This is a genomic window from Microbacterium sp. (assembly GCF_052099035.1).
In the GTDB taxonomy this organism is placed as follows: Bacteria; Actinomycetota; Actinomycetes; order Actinomycetales; family Microbacteriaceae; genus Microbacterium.
Genome location: NZ_JBQDSX010000070.1, coordinates 1 through 13,137, shown reverse-complemented (window position 1 = coordinate 13,137; position 13,137 = coordinate 1). Strand labels below are relative to the sequence as shown.

Below are 13,137 nucleotides of genomic sequence, written 5' to 3'. Positions count from 1 at the left end.
CTACTGTTCCCTGCGTCGCGCTGTCACTATCCGCTGGCGCTGCTAAAACTTCTGCAGCGCCAACAGATTTCAGCCGCGCGAAGGGATGAGCCGTGAAGGGATGAGCTGCGTGAAGAGGCGGATGCCGCCGCAACGGGCGCCCTGCCGCCCGAGGAGCGGATGCTGCCGCGCGAGCCCGCGCGACATCATCCCTACGCAATCGCCTACGCAATCGCCTACGCAATCGCCTACGGAATCGCCCTGCGGAATGCGAGGAACGATACGACGGCGAGCACGGCGATCACGACGAGCCCCCACAGTGCGAGCCCGAGTGCTCCGAGCGACATGATGCCAGCGGCGACCTGCCCCCACAGTTCGAGCTTCGTGATGAGGAACACGACGCCGACGAGCAGCAGCGCGAGCGCGAGGCCGATGATCGTGAGGACGAGCGTCCCCCAGCTCTTGTAGATCGTGGCGCCGGTGAATCCGACGACGAACAGGAACATCGCAAGGGTGAAGTACACGACCGCGGCTCCGAGGGGGCCCGACTCCCACACCCAGGGCAGATGGAAGAGGTACCCGTTCACGCCCCAGCCGTGGGTCAGCTGTTCGATGCCACCGCCGATCAGGAAGATCACGGACATGAACACGCTCGCGAGCACCGCGGTGATGAGCGTCCCGAGGAAGAATTCGCGTCGCGTGATGCTCATCGCCTGCGAGAAAGGGAAGGTCAGGGTCATCGCCTGCATCCCGATGACGAAGAAGACCCACAGTGGAGCTTGCCCGCCACCACCGTATTTCGGGGTGTCGACGGGGATCATTGCGTAGATCAGGATCGACACGACGGTCGCTCCGGCGAGGACGATCAGCGGCACCCAGATGAAAGTCTGCTTGTTGATCAGCTGCAGACGGATGACATTCAGCGTGCGGGACATCAGCGAACCTCCTGGGTTTTCGCGTGGGATTCGGCGCCAGCCTTCTGCGTGAGGCGGACGATGAGCTGCTGCAGCGAGACGGGTGCGAGATCGAGTCCGGATGCCGAGATCTCAGCTCGTTCGTCGGCTGAGAGCGTGCCGAGCACGGTGACGGATGCCACACGCCCCAGCGCCTCGCGATGCAGGACCTCCCGCCCGGCAGCCCAGGCGTCGACCTTCGCCGCATCGCCGACGATGGTCACGGCGCGGTCGCGCACAGCATCCGTTTCGTCGTTCAGTAGGATCTTGCCGTCGTCGATGACGATGACGCGCTCGATGAGGTTGGCGACCTCATCGATCAGGTGCGACGAGAGGATGATCGTGCGGGGATGCTCCGAATAGTCCTCGATCAGCCGGTCGTAGAAGATCTGCCTGGCGACAGCATCGAGTCCGAGGTAGGGCTCATCGAAGAAGGTGATTTCGGCACGCGAGGCGAGACCGATGATGACGCCGACGGCGGAGAGCTGCCCGCGGGAGAGCTTCTTGATCCGCTGGGTCATCGGCAGCTGGAAGTCCGCGATCAGTTCATCGGCGACATCTTCGCTCCAGTTCTCGAAGAACATGCTGGCCGCTTTGAAGGCGTGGCGGGCGGTCGCGTCATCCGGATACTTCTGGCCCTCGCGGACGAAACAGATCCGGCTGAGCACGCGCGCGTTCTCGTAGGGATGCTCGCCGAACACGCGCACATCACCCGAGGTGGCGAAGTTCTGGGCGGTGAGGATCGACATGAGCGTCGTCTTGCCGGCGCCGTTGCGACCGAGCAGTCCGTAGATGGCGTCGCTTTCGATCGTGAGTGAGACGTTGTCGAGGGCGTTGGTGTCCTTGTAACGCTTGGTGAGGTTCTCCACCTCGATGACGGCGGTCATTCGGGGTTCCCTTCAGATCTTGTGGATGCCGCGGCGGCTGCGCGTTCACGCAGCAGGGCGGCCAGGTCTTCGGTGCCGAGGCCGAGCGTGCGAGCCTCGGTGAGCAGCGGATCGATGTAGCGGTCGGCGAACGCGGAGCGCCGCTCGGTGAGCAGCACATCGCGGGCGCCGGTGGCGACGAACATGCCGATTCCGCGGCGTTTGTACAGGACGCCCTTCTCGGTGAGCATGGCGACTCCCTTCGCGGCCGTGGCGGGGTTGATGCGGTAGAAGGCGGCGAGCTCATTGGTCGAGGGGGCCTGGGACTCCTCGTCCAGCGAGCCGTCGAGGATCTGGTCCTCGATCCGCTCGGCGATCTGGAGGAAGAGCGCTTTGCCTTCTTCGATCACGATGCCTCCACCCGGTCTGTTGGTTACTTACTCGACTAGGTAACCACTTAACCTGGCGGGCGTCAACTGTCGCGCGCGCCGCGTTGCTCGCGCTGCTGTTCCCTGCGTCGCGCTGCCGTTCCCTGTGTCGCGCTGCTGTTCCCTGCGTCGCGTTGCTGTTCCGCGCGTCGCGCTGTCGTTCCTTGCGTCGCGCTGCTGTTCCCTGTGTCGCGCTGCTGTTATCTGTTCACGCGGCAGAAGTTGTAGCCGCGTCGACAGAAATGAGCCGCGCGAGGAGGCGGGGTGGGGTGGGGCGAGGGACAGCCGCGCGAGGGCGCGCGAGGGGGAGCGCGCGAGGGGGAAGGGTGGGCGCGAGAGCGCGGGGACAGCCGCGTATCGTGGGGACGTGGAATTCCCCTACGCGTCGCTGCGGCGCTTCCCCGATGTCGAAGCGCCGAACCTTCAGGCCTGGGATGCCACGGACGAACTCCTCGTGCAGCACGCGCTCGCCGCGGGTGCCCCGGGCGAAGAGATCTCGGTGATCGGCGACGGGTACGGTGCGATCACTCTGGCACTGGCGGATGCTGGATACCGCGGCATCCGCGTTCATCAAGACCTTGCGACAGGGCGACGGGCCTTGGCCCGCAATGCCGACGAGCTCGGGCACCGGACGGCGGGAGCGCCCGAAACCCCAGACGATCACGCGCACGGACGGCGTGTCGAGGCGCGACGCGCCGATGAGCACGCGGAGCATCTGGGATTCGGCACGGATGCCGCGGCATTCACCTCCCACGAACTCGCACCCGACCTGCTGAGCGGGGCGCGCCTCGTGCTGCTGCAGCTGCCGAAGTCGCTCGCTGAACTCGAGGAGATCGCGGATGCCGTCGCCCGCTGGGCCGCGCCGGATGTCACGCTCATCGCCGGCGGCCGCGTCAAGCACATGACGCTCGCGCAGAACGAAATTCTCGGGCGGAGCTTCGAGACCGTGCAGCCGCAGCGCGCGGAGCGGAAGTCGCGGCTGATCGTGGCATCCGCCCCGCGAGAGGTGCCCGACGAGCCGCCATTCCCCGTCGCAGAGCGCATCGACGTGCCGGGGCTCGACCGACCGCTCACCGTCGCCGCGCACGGAGGTGCCTTCGCCGGTGCGAAGCTCGACATCGGCACGCGCGTGCTGCTGGAGGTGCTGGCGGCGGAGGGAAGGCTTCGGCGCGCTTCGCTTGCTCAGCCCGTTTCGTCTCGCTCCGCTCGCTCAACGTCCCACGAGCCCGAGGCGCAAACCGTCGTAGACCTCGGCTGCGGCACGGGCATTCTCGCCGCGACCTACGCCCTCACCCACCCCGACGCCCGCGTGATCGCCACCGACCGCTCGGCCTCGGCCGTGGCATCCGCCCGGGCGACGATGGCCGCCAACGGGGTCGAAGCCGAAGTCACCCACGATGACGCGGGCTCGGAGATCCCCGACCACTCCGCCGACCTCATCCTGCTGAATCCGCCATTCCACCTCGGCTCCAGCATCCACGCCGGTGCCGCCGGCAGGCTGTTCGAGGCGGCCGCGCGCATCCTCACGCCGGGCGGCGTTCTGCTCACCGTGTACAACTCTTCGCTCGCGTACAGAACAGAGTTGACGAAGCGCATCGGTCCCACAGAGCAGCTTCATCGCACGCCGAAGTTCACGGTGACGCGCAGCATCCGCCGCTGAATCCATTCCACGGCACACATTGTCGACATTCGACACGTGGCGTCAATTTTGTTACGTTGGAACGTAGGCCATTTGGCCTGGGACCAGTCCGCGGACACGTCGTGCGTTCGAAAAGTTTGATGCTGGGATGCGACGTGGACGTAAGGTCGATGCTTTTACGGGGGAGCAGGATCCTCCGCTCGTGCCGCCCGCAAGACGATGTCGAACGGCCTGAGTATCACCCGGACGCAACTGAAGTGGGCTCCCGAAACCCGAAGAATCGGTGAGTCGCCAGGGGAAACGTGACTGAAACCGCACTTGTTGCGCGCAATCTTTACAAGGTGTTCGGAAAGAATCCGGCACAGGCCGTTCGTCGACTGAAGAACGGCGAGGGGCGCAGCGACGTTCTGGATGCCGGGACCGCAGCCGTCATCGACGCGAGCTTCACCGTGAACAAGGGTGAGATCTTCGTGATCATGGGGCTGTCCGGGTCAGGCAAGTCGACCATCATCCGCATGCTCAATGGACTGCTGCCTCCGACGGACGGCGACGTGACGATCCAGGGCCGCGACGTGACGAAAGCATCCGCCGCTGAGTTGCGCGATATCCGCCGCTCGTCGGTGTCGATGGTCTTCCAGCACTTCGCGCTGCTGCCGCACCGAACCGTCATCGACAACGCTGCCTACGCACTGGAGATCCAGGGTGTCGGCCGCGAAGAGCGTTTGAAGCGCGCTGGCGAGATCATCGAGAAGGTGGGGCTCGCCGAGTGGGCGGATTCCTTCCCGGATGAGCTCTCCGGTGGAATGCGCCAGCGCGTGGGCCTGGCTCGCGCGCTCACGGCGGGCACCGACATCCTCCTCATGGACGAAGCCTTCTCGGCGCTTGACCCACTGATCCGCCGCGAGATGCAAGAGCAGCTCGTCGAGCTGCAGCAGGAGCTCGGGCGCACCATCATCTTCATCACGCACGACCTCAACGAGGCGATGTTCCTCGGCGACCGGATCGCGGTCATGCGCGACGGCCGCATCGTGCAGAACGGCACTCCGGAGGAGATCCTCACCGACCCGGCGAACGACTACGTCGCCCAGTTCGTGCAGGACGTCGACCGCACCCGCGTGCTCACCGCCAGCGCAGTGATGGAGCCGCCGCATCTGACCACTCCGATCAGCGCCGGTGTGCGCGGAGCGCTCCGGGTGCTGCGCGAGCAGCAGGCCAGCGCCGTGTTCGCCGTCGAGAACAACCGGCTCGTCGGCGTCGTCACCGATCGCGGTGTCATCCGCGCGGTGAAGGCCGGGCAGACCGATGTGCGGCAGATCGTCGATGCGAACGTGCTCACGGTCGGCCCTGATGACCTGCTCACCGACATCGTCGAGCGCGCGGTCGAGACGCCCGTCCCGCTGGCAGTCGTCGATGCGAACAACCGTCTCATCGGCGTCATCCCGCGAGTGACTCTGCTCGCGGCGCTCGGCAACGTCGCGCCGACGACGCGCGAGATGCCGATCATCCAGACCCCCATCGACATGGTCGCCCAGTTCACCCCGCTGGTGGATGCCGCGGCCGAGGCCCCCACGACCCCGGCAGCCGCGGGCACGGAAGGAGTGTGAGCTGATGAACATCATCCAGTGGATCACTGACGGCGCACGCATCCCGCTCGGAAAGTGGGTGAAGGAGTTCATCGGCTTCCTGCAGGACTACCTCGGTGGGCTGTTCGACTTCATCGCCATGGTCTTCACCGCCATCTATGACGGTGCGACGTGGGTGTTCACCGAGCCTCCGGGCTGGGTCATCATCATCGTCCTCGCCATCGTCGCCTTCCTGGCGAAGGGGTGGAAGCTCGCGCTCGGCACTGTCATCGGCCTCGTGCTGATCATGACGGTCGCGCAGTGGGAAAATGCGATGCTGACGCTGGCGCTCACTGTGGTCGCCGTGCTCATCGCAACCGCTATCGCCATCCCCATCGGGATCTGGGCCGCGCGTTCGCAGGCGGTATCGAACATCGTCCGTCCGATTCTGGACTTCCTGCAGACGATGCCGGCGTTCGTCTACCTGCTTCCGGCGATCTTCCTGTTCAGCGTCGGGCCTGTTCCCGGCATCGTCGCGACGATCATGTTCTCCGTCGCGCCCGGCGTGCGACTCACCGAGCTCGGCATCCGTGGGGTTGACCAGGAGGTCGTTGAGGCAGGCAACGCGTTCGGCGCGACGCCGGGCCGCATCCTCCGACAGATTCAGCTGCCGCTGGCGATGCCGTCGATCATGGCGGGTGTCAACCAGGTGATCATGCTGTCGCTGTCGATGTCGGTCATCGCCAGCATGGTCGGGGCCCCGGGTCTGGGCCGCCCGATCGTTCAGGCACTGCAGTCGGTGAACATCCCGCTCGGTTTCGAGGCGGGTATCGCCGTGGTGGTCATCGCGATGATCCTCGACCGCATCACCGGCGGGTTCGGCGGCCGCGGACGCACGCGAAAGAGCAGCAAGAACCTCACAACATCGACGAAGGATGCCGACACGGCAGACGCGTCGACGTCGGTGAGTGCCACCGGCGCTCACTGACGCACAAGACTGCTGCACGCTCGGCGTGCAGAGAGCCCACGAAATCCCGTGGACAAATCCCCAACAACCGCGACACAGCACGCGGGAGGAAAGGAACGAAAATGAAGAAACGACACCTTCTCAGCGCCCTTGCACTGGGTTCGGCCGCAGCGCTCGCGCTGACCGGCTGCGCCGGCGGTTCAGACGCCGGCTCTGACAACGGAGACTCCGGTGCCAGCGAGTCCAAGGACATCACCATCGGTGTGTTCAACGGCTGGCCCGAGGGCGAGGCTGCCTCGTACGTCTGGAAGCTCGCACTCGAGGAGCAGGGCTACAACGTCGAGCTCGAGTACGCCGACGCGGGCCCCGTGTTCGCCGGCGTCGCTGACGGCACCTACGACGTTGCACTGGATGGCTGGCTGCCGTTCACCCACGCGGACTACTTCGAGCAGTTCGGTGACGACATCGTCGACCTCGGCTCGTGGAACAACGACGCCAAGCTGACCATCGCGGTCAACGCGGACGCTCCGATCGACTCGCTCGAAGAGCTGGCGGCGAACGCCGACGCGTTCGACAACCGTCTGATCGGCATCGAGCCGGGCGCCGGCCTCACCGCCGCAACGCAGGACAACACGATCCCGACCTATGGCCTTGAGGGCATGGAGTTCATCACGTCGTCGACGCCGGCGATGCTCGCCGAGCTGCAGACGAAGCTCGACGCCGGTGAGAACGTCGCTGTCACCCTGTGGCGTCCGCACTGGGCATACGACGCGTTCGACATCAAGGACCTCGAGGACCCGGAGGAGACCCTGGGCGCCGCTGAGGAGATCCACACCATCGCTTCGACCAACTTCGAGACCGAGTTCCCCGAGGTCTTCGAGTGGATGAGCAACTTCACCATGGACTCGGACGTGCTGTTCTCGCTGGAGAACGCCATGTACAACTCGGGTGAAGAAGACGTCACCGACTACACCGAGATCGTCCAGACGTGGATGGATGAGAACCAGGACTGGGCCGGCGGCCTGACTTCCTGATCTCCTCTTCCCCACTTCGCCGAGGCCCCCTCTGCTCGTCCGGGCCCCCGCTGAATCACGTGATTCAGCGGGGGCGTGGATGCTGCGAGGGGGCCTCGCCGCGTTTGTCGGGGGTGCCGGGGCGTGCGCCGGGGGCCGCGGTGCCGGGCGCGGGGGCCGCGGGCGCGGGGCGCCCGGTCGTGATCTCGCGTGCGACCTGTTTCTCGAGGACCTCGACCGCATCGTCGCTGAGCACGATGAGCCCGTCGAGCTCCTCGCGCACGCGCTTGTAGGCGACGTTGCGCTCGGCCTGGGTGGCAGACTCGTCGACGGCGACCTTCAGCAGCTTCTGCGCACGGTCGAGCTTCTTGCGCTCTTCCTCGGTGAAGCTGGAGGTGCGCAGGCGCCTGGCCTCTTTCTCGGCGATCTCGAATGCGACGGAGGCGTTGCCGACAGCATCCAGGTATTCGCTGACCTGCTGCTGGCTGACCTTGGCGTTCGCGGATGACGGTCGCAGATTGTCGGCCGTCTTCTTCGCCCGCAGGAATGCGGCGGTGAGCGGCTGGCGGCCGTCGCTCATCGCGGGATAGGCGATGAGCTTCGCGACGTCGAGCTCGTAGTCGAGCCAGCGTGCGGTGAGTTCGTCGTGCTCGGCGAACAGCCGCTCCAATAGCTCATTCGAAGAGAGCGCAGAATCGGATGCTGCATCCTTCGGCTGCGCGGGAAGCACTTGTCCGCGCGCGGCGAGCTGGGCGGTCTTGAGCTCGCCCTTCAGTCGCAGGGTCTCCATGCGGCGCTCATGGCGGCGCTTCGCGCCCTGCTCCCACGCCTTCACGGCGCCGCCGGCCATCCCCATGATGGGGAAGATCAGCCACCAGAAGCTGCCCGCCCACTGCCAGAACTCTTGCATGATGCGTTCAGCCTACTTCGCGCGTGGGGCTCGGTTCAGTGACGGATGTCATGACTTCAGTCCGTCACGCCGTTCGCACCGTCTCGCGGCCCGACCTCTTGCCACGCGCGCCGCGGTGCGTGACGATGGGGATCGCACGTCAAACGCGAGGAGACACAATGCAACTGGCCATGATCGGACTCGGCAGGATGGGCGCGAACATCGTCCGGCGTCTCATGAAGGATGGCCATGAGTGCGTCGTCTACGACGTGAACCCGGATGCTGTCGCCGCCCTCGTGGCGGAGGGTGCCACGGGTGCATCCAGCATGGCGGATCTCGCCGCGAAGCTGACGCCCACGCGCGTGGTGTGGATGATGGTGCCGGCATCCCTGACCGGGAAGGTCGCCGAAGAGGTGGCCGTAGTTCTCGACAAGGGCGACATCCTCATCGACGGCGGCAACTCGAACTATCGCGACGACGTGCGTCGCGCGAAGACGATGCGCGAGAAGGGCATCGAGTACGTGGACATCGGCACCAGCGGCGGCGTGTTCGGCCTCGAGCGCGGGTACTGCCTCATGGTCGGGGGGTCGGATGCCGCGGCAACCCACATCCAGCCGATCCTGAAGACGATCGCTCCCGGCGTCGGCGAGATCGAGCGCACGCCCGGTCGCACGGGCGCGCTCGCACCCGAGGAGCAGGGCTACCTGCACTGCGGACCGTCCGGCTCGGGACACTTCGTCAAGATGGTCCACAACGGCATTGAGTACGGCATCATGGCCGCGATCGCCGAGGGGCTCAATCTGCTCAACAACGCGGATGCCGGCATCCGCGAAGCCGAGCACTCCGCCGAGATCGCGCCCCTGGAGGAGCCGGAGTTCTACCAGTTCCCGATCGAGACCGACAAGGTGGCGGAGCTCTGGCGGCGGGGATCGGTGATCTCGTCGTGGCTGCTGGATCTCACCGCTGCCGCGCTGGGCGAGAACCCCACGCTCGACGGCCTCGCCGGACGCGTCTCGGACTCGGGCGAAGGCCGGTGGACCGTCAAGGCCGCCGTCGACGTGGGCGTGCCGGTTCCGGTGCTTGCGGCTGCGCTGTTCGAGCGATTCTCCTCACGCGACGAGGATCAGTTCGCCAATCAGGTTCTCTCGGCGATGCGCCTGCAGTTCGGCGGCCATCAGGAACTCCCGGCCGGCGACGTGCTCGAGGCGGGTGGGCGCAAGTCCGACTCGAGGGACGCGTAGTCCCGGCCCCGTCGCGGGCTCAGAACCGCCGCGCTCAGCGCCCGAGTTTCTCGGCGCACGGCACGCAGAGCTCCGCGAACGGACGCACACGAAGCCGCGCGATCGGGATGCGTCGACCGCAGTTCGTACAGACGCCATAGGTGCCGGCATCCATTCGCGCGAGGGCGTCGTCGACCTGCTGGAGCTCTTCGCGGGCCCCGTCGAGCAACCCGCTCAGCCGCGACCACTCTGCGGACAGTGGCACGCCCTCGGGGTCGTGTTCGTCGTCGTCGCTCTGGCTGCTGCGGTCGTGGGTGAGGTGGTGGAGTGCGGCATCCAGCGCGTCCGTCCGGTCACTCGCCTCGCGTCGCAGCGCCTCGAGCAGAGGGCGCAGCTCGGTGTCGGTCATGTCCCATACCTTAGGCCCGCGTGCCGCCGGTCGACCCTTCGACAGGCTCAGGGATCGACAGGCTCAGGGACCGACAGGCTCAGGCCCGGACCGCCTGCCCACCGGTGTTCGCCTCGCGGCCTGAGCGCCGCCCGTGCATGAACGCCGACGGATCGGTGCCCCGCCTTGTTCGCGCCCTCTTCGACGGGATGCGGTCGACAAAAGCATCCACCTCGTCTCGGCGTGACGCGAGCACGAGCTCGGTGCCGGTTCCTCCCTCTTCGACGATCGTCGCGCGACTCTCCCGAATCCGCTCGGCCGCGCCGATGCCGAACCCGCGGATGAAGCCGCTGCGTGCGCGGCGCTTCTCGCCCTCGGAGTGCCACTCATATCGCGCGCGCTCGCGCTTCCACCACGTGCGCATCGCGATCATCGCCTGAACTTCGAGGCTCGAGGTCAGCAGCTTCGTCTGCTGCACGTCTGACGCGAATCCGATCAGGTACAGGATCATCCCGGTGGCAGCCTCCGAGTACATCGCGCGGGTCGTTCCGAGCGCGAGCCCGATGCTCGCACCGAACTCACGGATGTCACGCGCATATACGCCGGTGAACAGCATCCGCTCTTGGATGATCTCCTCGCGCGACCCTCCCAGCTGCGCGCGCTTCGCATCGAGTCGCGCCTGCTCGATGCCGTACTTCACCATCAACCGCTCGGCGTGCTCGGTGAGGGCCTCCGCTTCCTCGGGGGTCGTGCTCTCGGCCTTGGCGAGTAGCTTCGTGATCAGTTCCAGCTTGTCTTCCTGTACCGGCATGGCGTCCTCCTCGGTGACGTGTTCTGTGATGCCTCGTACTCTGCCCGGGGCCACCCCCATTGGCGGTGTCGATCCCACGAACGGTGCATAACGTCGCCCGCCGGCCCGTCTGTGCAGAGAAAGTCAATCCCGCAATTTCGATCAAACGGACACGTGAAGACAAGAGGATGCTGAAGACATGAGCACATCGGCAGACACCTTCGCAGCCTTCGTCGAGCAGCTGACCGCAGCGATGCGCGACGCGGAAGTCGGCGAGCTGTCCGGCGAGGAGATCGCCGCACGCGTCGGGTTCTCGCGGTTCCACTTCGACCGCGTCATCCGCTCGGTGGCGGGCGAGTCTCCTGCCGCCTTCCGTCGCAGAATCCTGCTCGAGCGCGCCGCGTTCCGGATGGTGACCGACGAGGCACCCCTGATCGACATCGCGATCGACGCGGGCTACAGCTCGCACGAAGCATTCACCCGGGCGTTCATACGGACGTTCGGCGTGACCCCGCACGCGTGGCGGCAGCATCCGGGATCGTTCCGGGTCGACGCCGAAAGCGACGTGCATTTCCACCCACCGGGGAGCATCCGGCTCCCCTCCAGAGAGAAGGTGACCGGGATGGAACTCCTGGCGAAGATGATGGAACACCATGTCTGGCTGACCGGGGAGATGATCCGGGTGGCGTCCGAGCTGACCGACGAACAGCTCGATGCCCCGATCGGCCTCGACGTAGATGACGACGTGCAGACGATCCGATCGCTGCTGTCGAGGCTCGTCGGGCAGATGGGGATGTGGAACGCGGTGATGGCGGGCCGCGACTACGACATGTCGATCGAGGAGCACGAGTCGCTGTCATCGCTGCGCGAGCGGTTGGCTGTGGAAGGGCCCGCTTATCTCGATCACGTCCGCGAGGTTCTACGCGATGACCGGCTGGATGAGACCTTCGTGCACGCGAGCGCGACTCCGGCGGAAGTCATCTCCTATGGCGGGAACATCGCCCACGTTCTGACGTTCGCCGCTCATCGCCGCACTCTCGTCGCGCTCGCCCTCGCTCATCACGGACACGGCGAGCTCGGCTGGGGCGACCCCCGGCACTGGGTCGCGGACTGAGCTGGGCGACCCGGCGCGGCCTCTGCACCGCTGCCGCCGCTTGGCGAGTGACGACGCCGCGCTGCGCGTTACCCGAACAGCAGGCTCAGCACGGTCGAACCGCCGCCGAGCAGGATGAGAGCGACGATCGTCACCCACGCGATCATGCGCATGCGCCGGGTGCGCCGGGTGCGGCGCTCGCCGAGGCGGCCGTAGTCGTCTTCGGCGTTGTCGCTGGATGAGCTATTGGGATTGTGGCGTTCAACGTTGCTCATGCGCTGCTCCTGGTGTTGTCGTGCGCGCTTCGCGCTGCTGTTCGCTGCTGTCGCGCTGCTGTTCGTGTCGCTCGCGCTGCTGTTTCCCGCGTCGCGCTGCTGTTTCCTGCGTCGCGCTGCTCGAATCTGTTCGCGCTGCTGAAACTTCTGCAGCGCGGACAGATTTTGACAGCGCGACGGAAATCACGCGGACCCCGCGACAGACCCCGCGACGGAAATCACGCGGCCGACCCCTCGACAGCCTCCGAAACGGTCGGGCCGAAGGCCTCGGGGAGCGTCGCCCGCGACACCTCGCGCAGCTCAGCCGCCGAGACCGTGAACAGCCCGGTCACTTCGAGGTCGGCGACCGTGTCGGTCACGCCAATCCGCAGCACCGGGTAGTTCCGTCCCTCGCAGAGGCCGCGGAACTTCACATCGTCCTCACGCGGAACGGTCACGATGACGCGGCCGGTCGATTCCGAGAACAGAGCGGATGCTGCATCCACCCCGTCGCGATCCATCAGCTCGGTCAGCCACACACGGGCCCCGATGCCGAAGCGCATGACTCCCTCGGCGAGAGCCTGGGCGAGCCCGCCCTCCGACAGGTCGTGCGCGGACGAGATCAGCCACTCATCCCGCGCCGCGGCAAGCAGCCCGGCGAGGCGCTTCTCGCCTGCGAGGTCCACCTGCGGGGGAGTCCCGCCGAGGTGCTGGTGCACGGTCTCGGCCCACGCCGAACCCGACAGCTCGGTCGAGGTCGTGCCGAGCAGGTAGATGTTCTGCCCCTCGTCCTGCCACCCCGACGGGATGCGGCGCGAGACGTCATCGATGATTCCGAGCACGCCGACCAGCGGAGTCGGGTGGATCGGGGTGTCACCGGTCTGGTTGTAGAACGAGACGTTGCCGCCCGTGACGGGGACGCCCAGGTCATAGCATCCATCGGCGAGACCATCGACGGTCTGCCCGAACTGCCACATGACCTCGGGGTTCTCGGGGGATCCGAAGTTCAGGCAGTCGGTGATCGCGGTCGGGGTCGCACCGGTGACGGCGACGTTGCGGTACGCCTCGGCCAGGGCCAGCTGCGCGCCCGCGTACG

Annotated in this window: 14 protein-coding genes; 6 read left to right on the top strand and 8 right to left on the bottom strand. The window is 66.4% G+C overall.

Translation table 11 applies throughout. The annotated features are described in order from the left end of the window. Nucleotides 1-227: 227 nt before the first annotated feature. Genes ACTIAO_RS15020 through ACTIAO_RS15010 form a run of 3 tightly spaced genes read right to left on the bottom strand, consistent with a single transcriptional unit; the run spans nucleotide 228 to nucleotide 2,208 of the window. Nucleotides 228-914, bottom strand: a complete 687-nt coding sequence (locus ACTIAO_RS15020; RefSeq protein ID WP_441907002.1) for a hypothetical protein — start codon at nucleotides 912-914, stop codon at nucleotides 228-230. Then, nucleotides 914-1,819: an ABC transporter ATP-binding protein gene (locus ACTIAO_RS15015; RefSeq protein WP_441907001.1), complete on the bottom strand. Its 906-nt coding sequence runs from the start codon at nucleotides 1,817-1,819 to the stop codon at nucleotides 914-916. Before ACTIAO_RS15015 ends, ACTIAO_RS15020 begins: the two co-directional genes overlap by 1 nt. Next, on the bottom strand, nucleotides 1,816-2,208 hold the full coding sequence (locus ACTIAO_RS15010) for a GntR family transcriptional regulator (protein WP_441907000.1): 393 nt from the start codon (nucleotides 2,206-2,208) through the stop codon (nucleotides 1,816-1,818). Before ACTIAO_RS15010 ends, ACTIAO_RS15015 begins: the two co-directional genes overlap by 4 nt. A gap of 385 nt (nucleotides 2,209-2,593) precedes the next feature. Between ACTIAO_RS15010 and ACTIAO_RS15005 the strand changes: the two genes are divergently transcribed. From ACTIAO_RS15005 to ACTIAO_RS14990, 4 genes are all read left to right on the top strand, one after another. Continuing rightward, on the top strand, nucleotides 2,594-3,886 hold the full coding sequence (locus tag ACTIAO_RS15005; RefSeq protein ID WP_441906999.1) for a class I SAM-dependent methyltransferase: 1,293 nt from the start codon (nucleotides 2,594-2,596) through the stop codon (nucleotides 3,884-3,886). A 281-nt stretch (nucleotides 3,887-4,167) separates the two neighbouring features. Beyond that, nucleotides 4,168-5,469: a quaternary amine ABC transporter ATP-binding protein gene (locus ACTIAO_RS15000; protein ID WP_441906998.1), complete on the top strand. Its 1,302-nt coding sequence runs from the start codon at nucleotides 4,168-4,170 to the stop codon at nucleotides 5,467-5,469. A 4-nt stretch (nucleotides 5,470-5,473) separates the two neighbouring features. Continuing rightward, entirely contained in the window at nucleotides 5,474-6,415 is a 942-nt protein-coding gene (locus ACTIAO_RS14995; protein ID WP_441906997.1) for an ABC transporter permease, read from the top strand. Between the two features lie 101 nt (nucleotides 6,416-6,516). Beyond that, nucleotides 6,517-7,428 (top strand): glycine betaine ABC transporter substrate-binding protein, encoded by a 912-nt coding sequence (locus ACTIAO_RS14990; RefSeq protein ID WP_441906996.1) that lies wholly within the window; start codon nucleotides 6,517-6,519, stop codon nucleotides 7,426-7,428. A 64-nt stretch (nucleotides 7,429-7,492) separates the two neighbouring features. Here ACTIAO_RS14990 and ACTIAO_RS14985 read toward each other — a convergent pair whose 3' ends face one another. Continuing rightward, nucleotides 7,493-8,317 (bottom strand): hypothetical protein, encoded by an 825-nt coding sequence (locus tag ACTIAO_RS14985; protein ID WP_441906995.1) that lies wholly within the window; start codon nucleotides 8,315-8,317, stop codon nucleotides 7,493-7,495. Nucleotides 8,318-8,475: 158 nt separating this feature from the next. On the opposite strand from ACTIAO_RS14985, the gene gnd reads away from it, so the two are divergent. Continuing rightward, on the top strand, nucleotides 8,476-9,537 hold the full coding sequence (gene gnd, locus ACTIAO_RS14980) for a phosphogluconate dehydrogenase (NAD(+)-dependent, decarboxylating) (protein WP_441906994.1): 1,062 nt from the start codon (nucleotides 8,476-8,478) through the stop codon (nucleotides 9,535-9,537). A 34-nt stretch (nucleotides 9,538-9,571) separates the two neighbouring features. Here gnd and ACTIAO_RS14975 read toward each other — a convergent pair whose 3' ends face one another. Further along, nucleotides 9,572-9,925, bottom strand: a complete 354-nt coding sequence (locus ACTIAO_RS14975; RefSeq protein WP_441906993.1) for a TraR/DksA family transcriptional regulator — start codon at nucleotides 9,923-9,925, stop codon at nucleotides 9,572-9,574. A 79-nt stretch (nucleotides 9,926-10,004) separates the two neighbouring features. After that, nucleotides 10,005-10,715, bottom strand: coding sequence for a DUF2786 domain-containing protein (locus ACTIAO_RS14970; RefSeq protein WP_441906992.1), 711 nt, complete (start codon nucleotides 10,713-10,715; stop codon nucleotides 10,005-10,007). 178 nt (nucleotides 10,716-10,893) lie between these two features. Between ACTIAO_RS14970 and ACTIAO_RS14965 the strand changes: the two genes are divergently transcribed. Then, entirely contained in the window at nucleotides 10,894-11,808 is a 915-nt protein-coding gene (locus ACTIAO_RS14965; protein ID WP_441906991.1) for a helix-turn-helix domain-containing protein, read from the top strand. Nucleotides 11,809-11,876: 68 nt separating this feature from the next. Here ACTIAO_RS14965 and ACTIAO_RS14960 read toward each other — a convergent pair whose 3' ends face one another. After that, nucleotides 11,877-12,062, bottom strand: coding sequence for a hypothetical protein (locus tag ACTIAO_RS14960; RefSeq protein WP_441906990.1), 186 nt, complete (start codon nucleotides 12,060-12,062; stop codon nucleotides 11,877-11,879). 218 nt (nucleotides 12,063-12,280) lie between these two features. After that, nucleotides 12,281-13,137 (bottom strand): AIR synthase related protein (locus ACTIAO_RS14955; RefSeq protein WP_441906989.1); only part of this gene is annotated, 857 nt, incomplete at its 5' end.

Excerpts from the sequence above, each read along its gene's own strand:
- ACTIAO_RS15020 (WP_441907002.1), bottom strand. The coding sequence starts at position 914 with ATGTCCCGCACGCTGAATGTCATCCGTCTGCAGCTGATCAACAAGCAG.
- ACTIAO_RS15015 (WP_441907001.1), bottom strand. The coding sequence starts at position 1,819 with ATGACCGCCGTCATCGAGGTGGAGAACCTCACCAAGCGTTACAAGGAC.
- ACTIAO_RS14995 (WP_441906997.1), top strand. The coding sequence starts at position 5,474 with ATGAACATCATCCAGTGGATCACTGACGGCGCACGCATCCCGCTCGGA.
- ACTIAO_RS14990 (WP_441906996.1), top strand. The coding sequence starts at position 6,517 with ATGAAGAAACGACACCTTCTCAGCGCCCTTGCACTGGGTTCGGCCGCA.
- ACTIAO_RS14985 (WP_441906995.1), bottom strand. The coding sequence starts at position 8,317 with ATGCAAGAGTTCTGGCAGTGGGCGGGCAGCTTCTGGTGGCTGATCTTC.
- gnd (WP_441906994.1), top strand. The coding sequence starts at position 8,476 with ATGCAACTGGCCATGATCGGACTCGGCAGGATGGGCGCGAACATCGTC.
- ACTIAO_RS14975 (WP_441906993.1), bottom strand. The coding sequence starts at position 9,925 with ATGACCGACACCGAGCTGCGCCCTCTGCTCGAGGCGCTGCGACGCGAG.
- ACTIAO_RS14970 (WP_441906992.1), bottom strand. The coding sequence starts at position 10,715 with ATGCCGGTACAGGAAGACAAGCTGGAACTGATCACGAAGCTACTCGCC.
- ACTIAO_RS14965 (WP_441906991.1), top strand. The coding sequence starts at position 10,894 with ATGAGCACATCGGCAGACACCTTCGCAGCCTTCGTCGAGCAGCTGACC.
- ACTIAO_RS14960 (WP_441906990.1), bottom strand. The coding sequence starts at position 12,062 with ATGAGCAACGTTGAACGCCACAATCCCAATAGCTCATCCAGCGACAAC.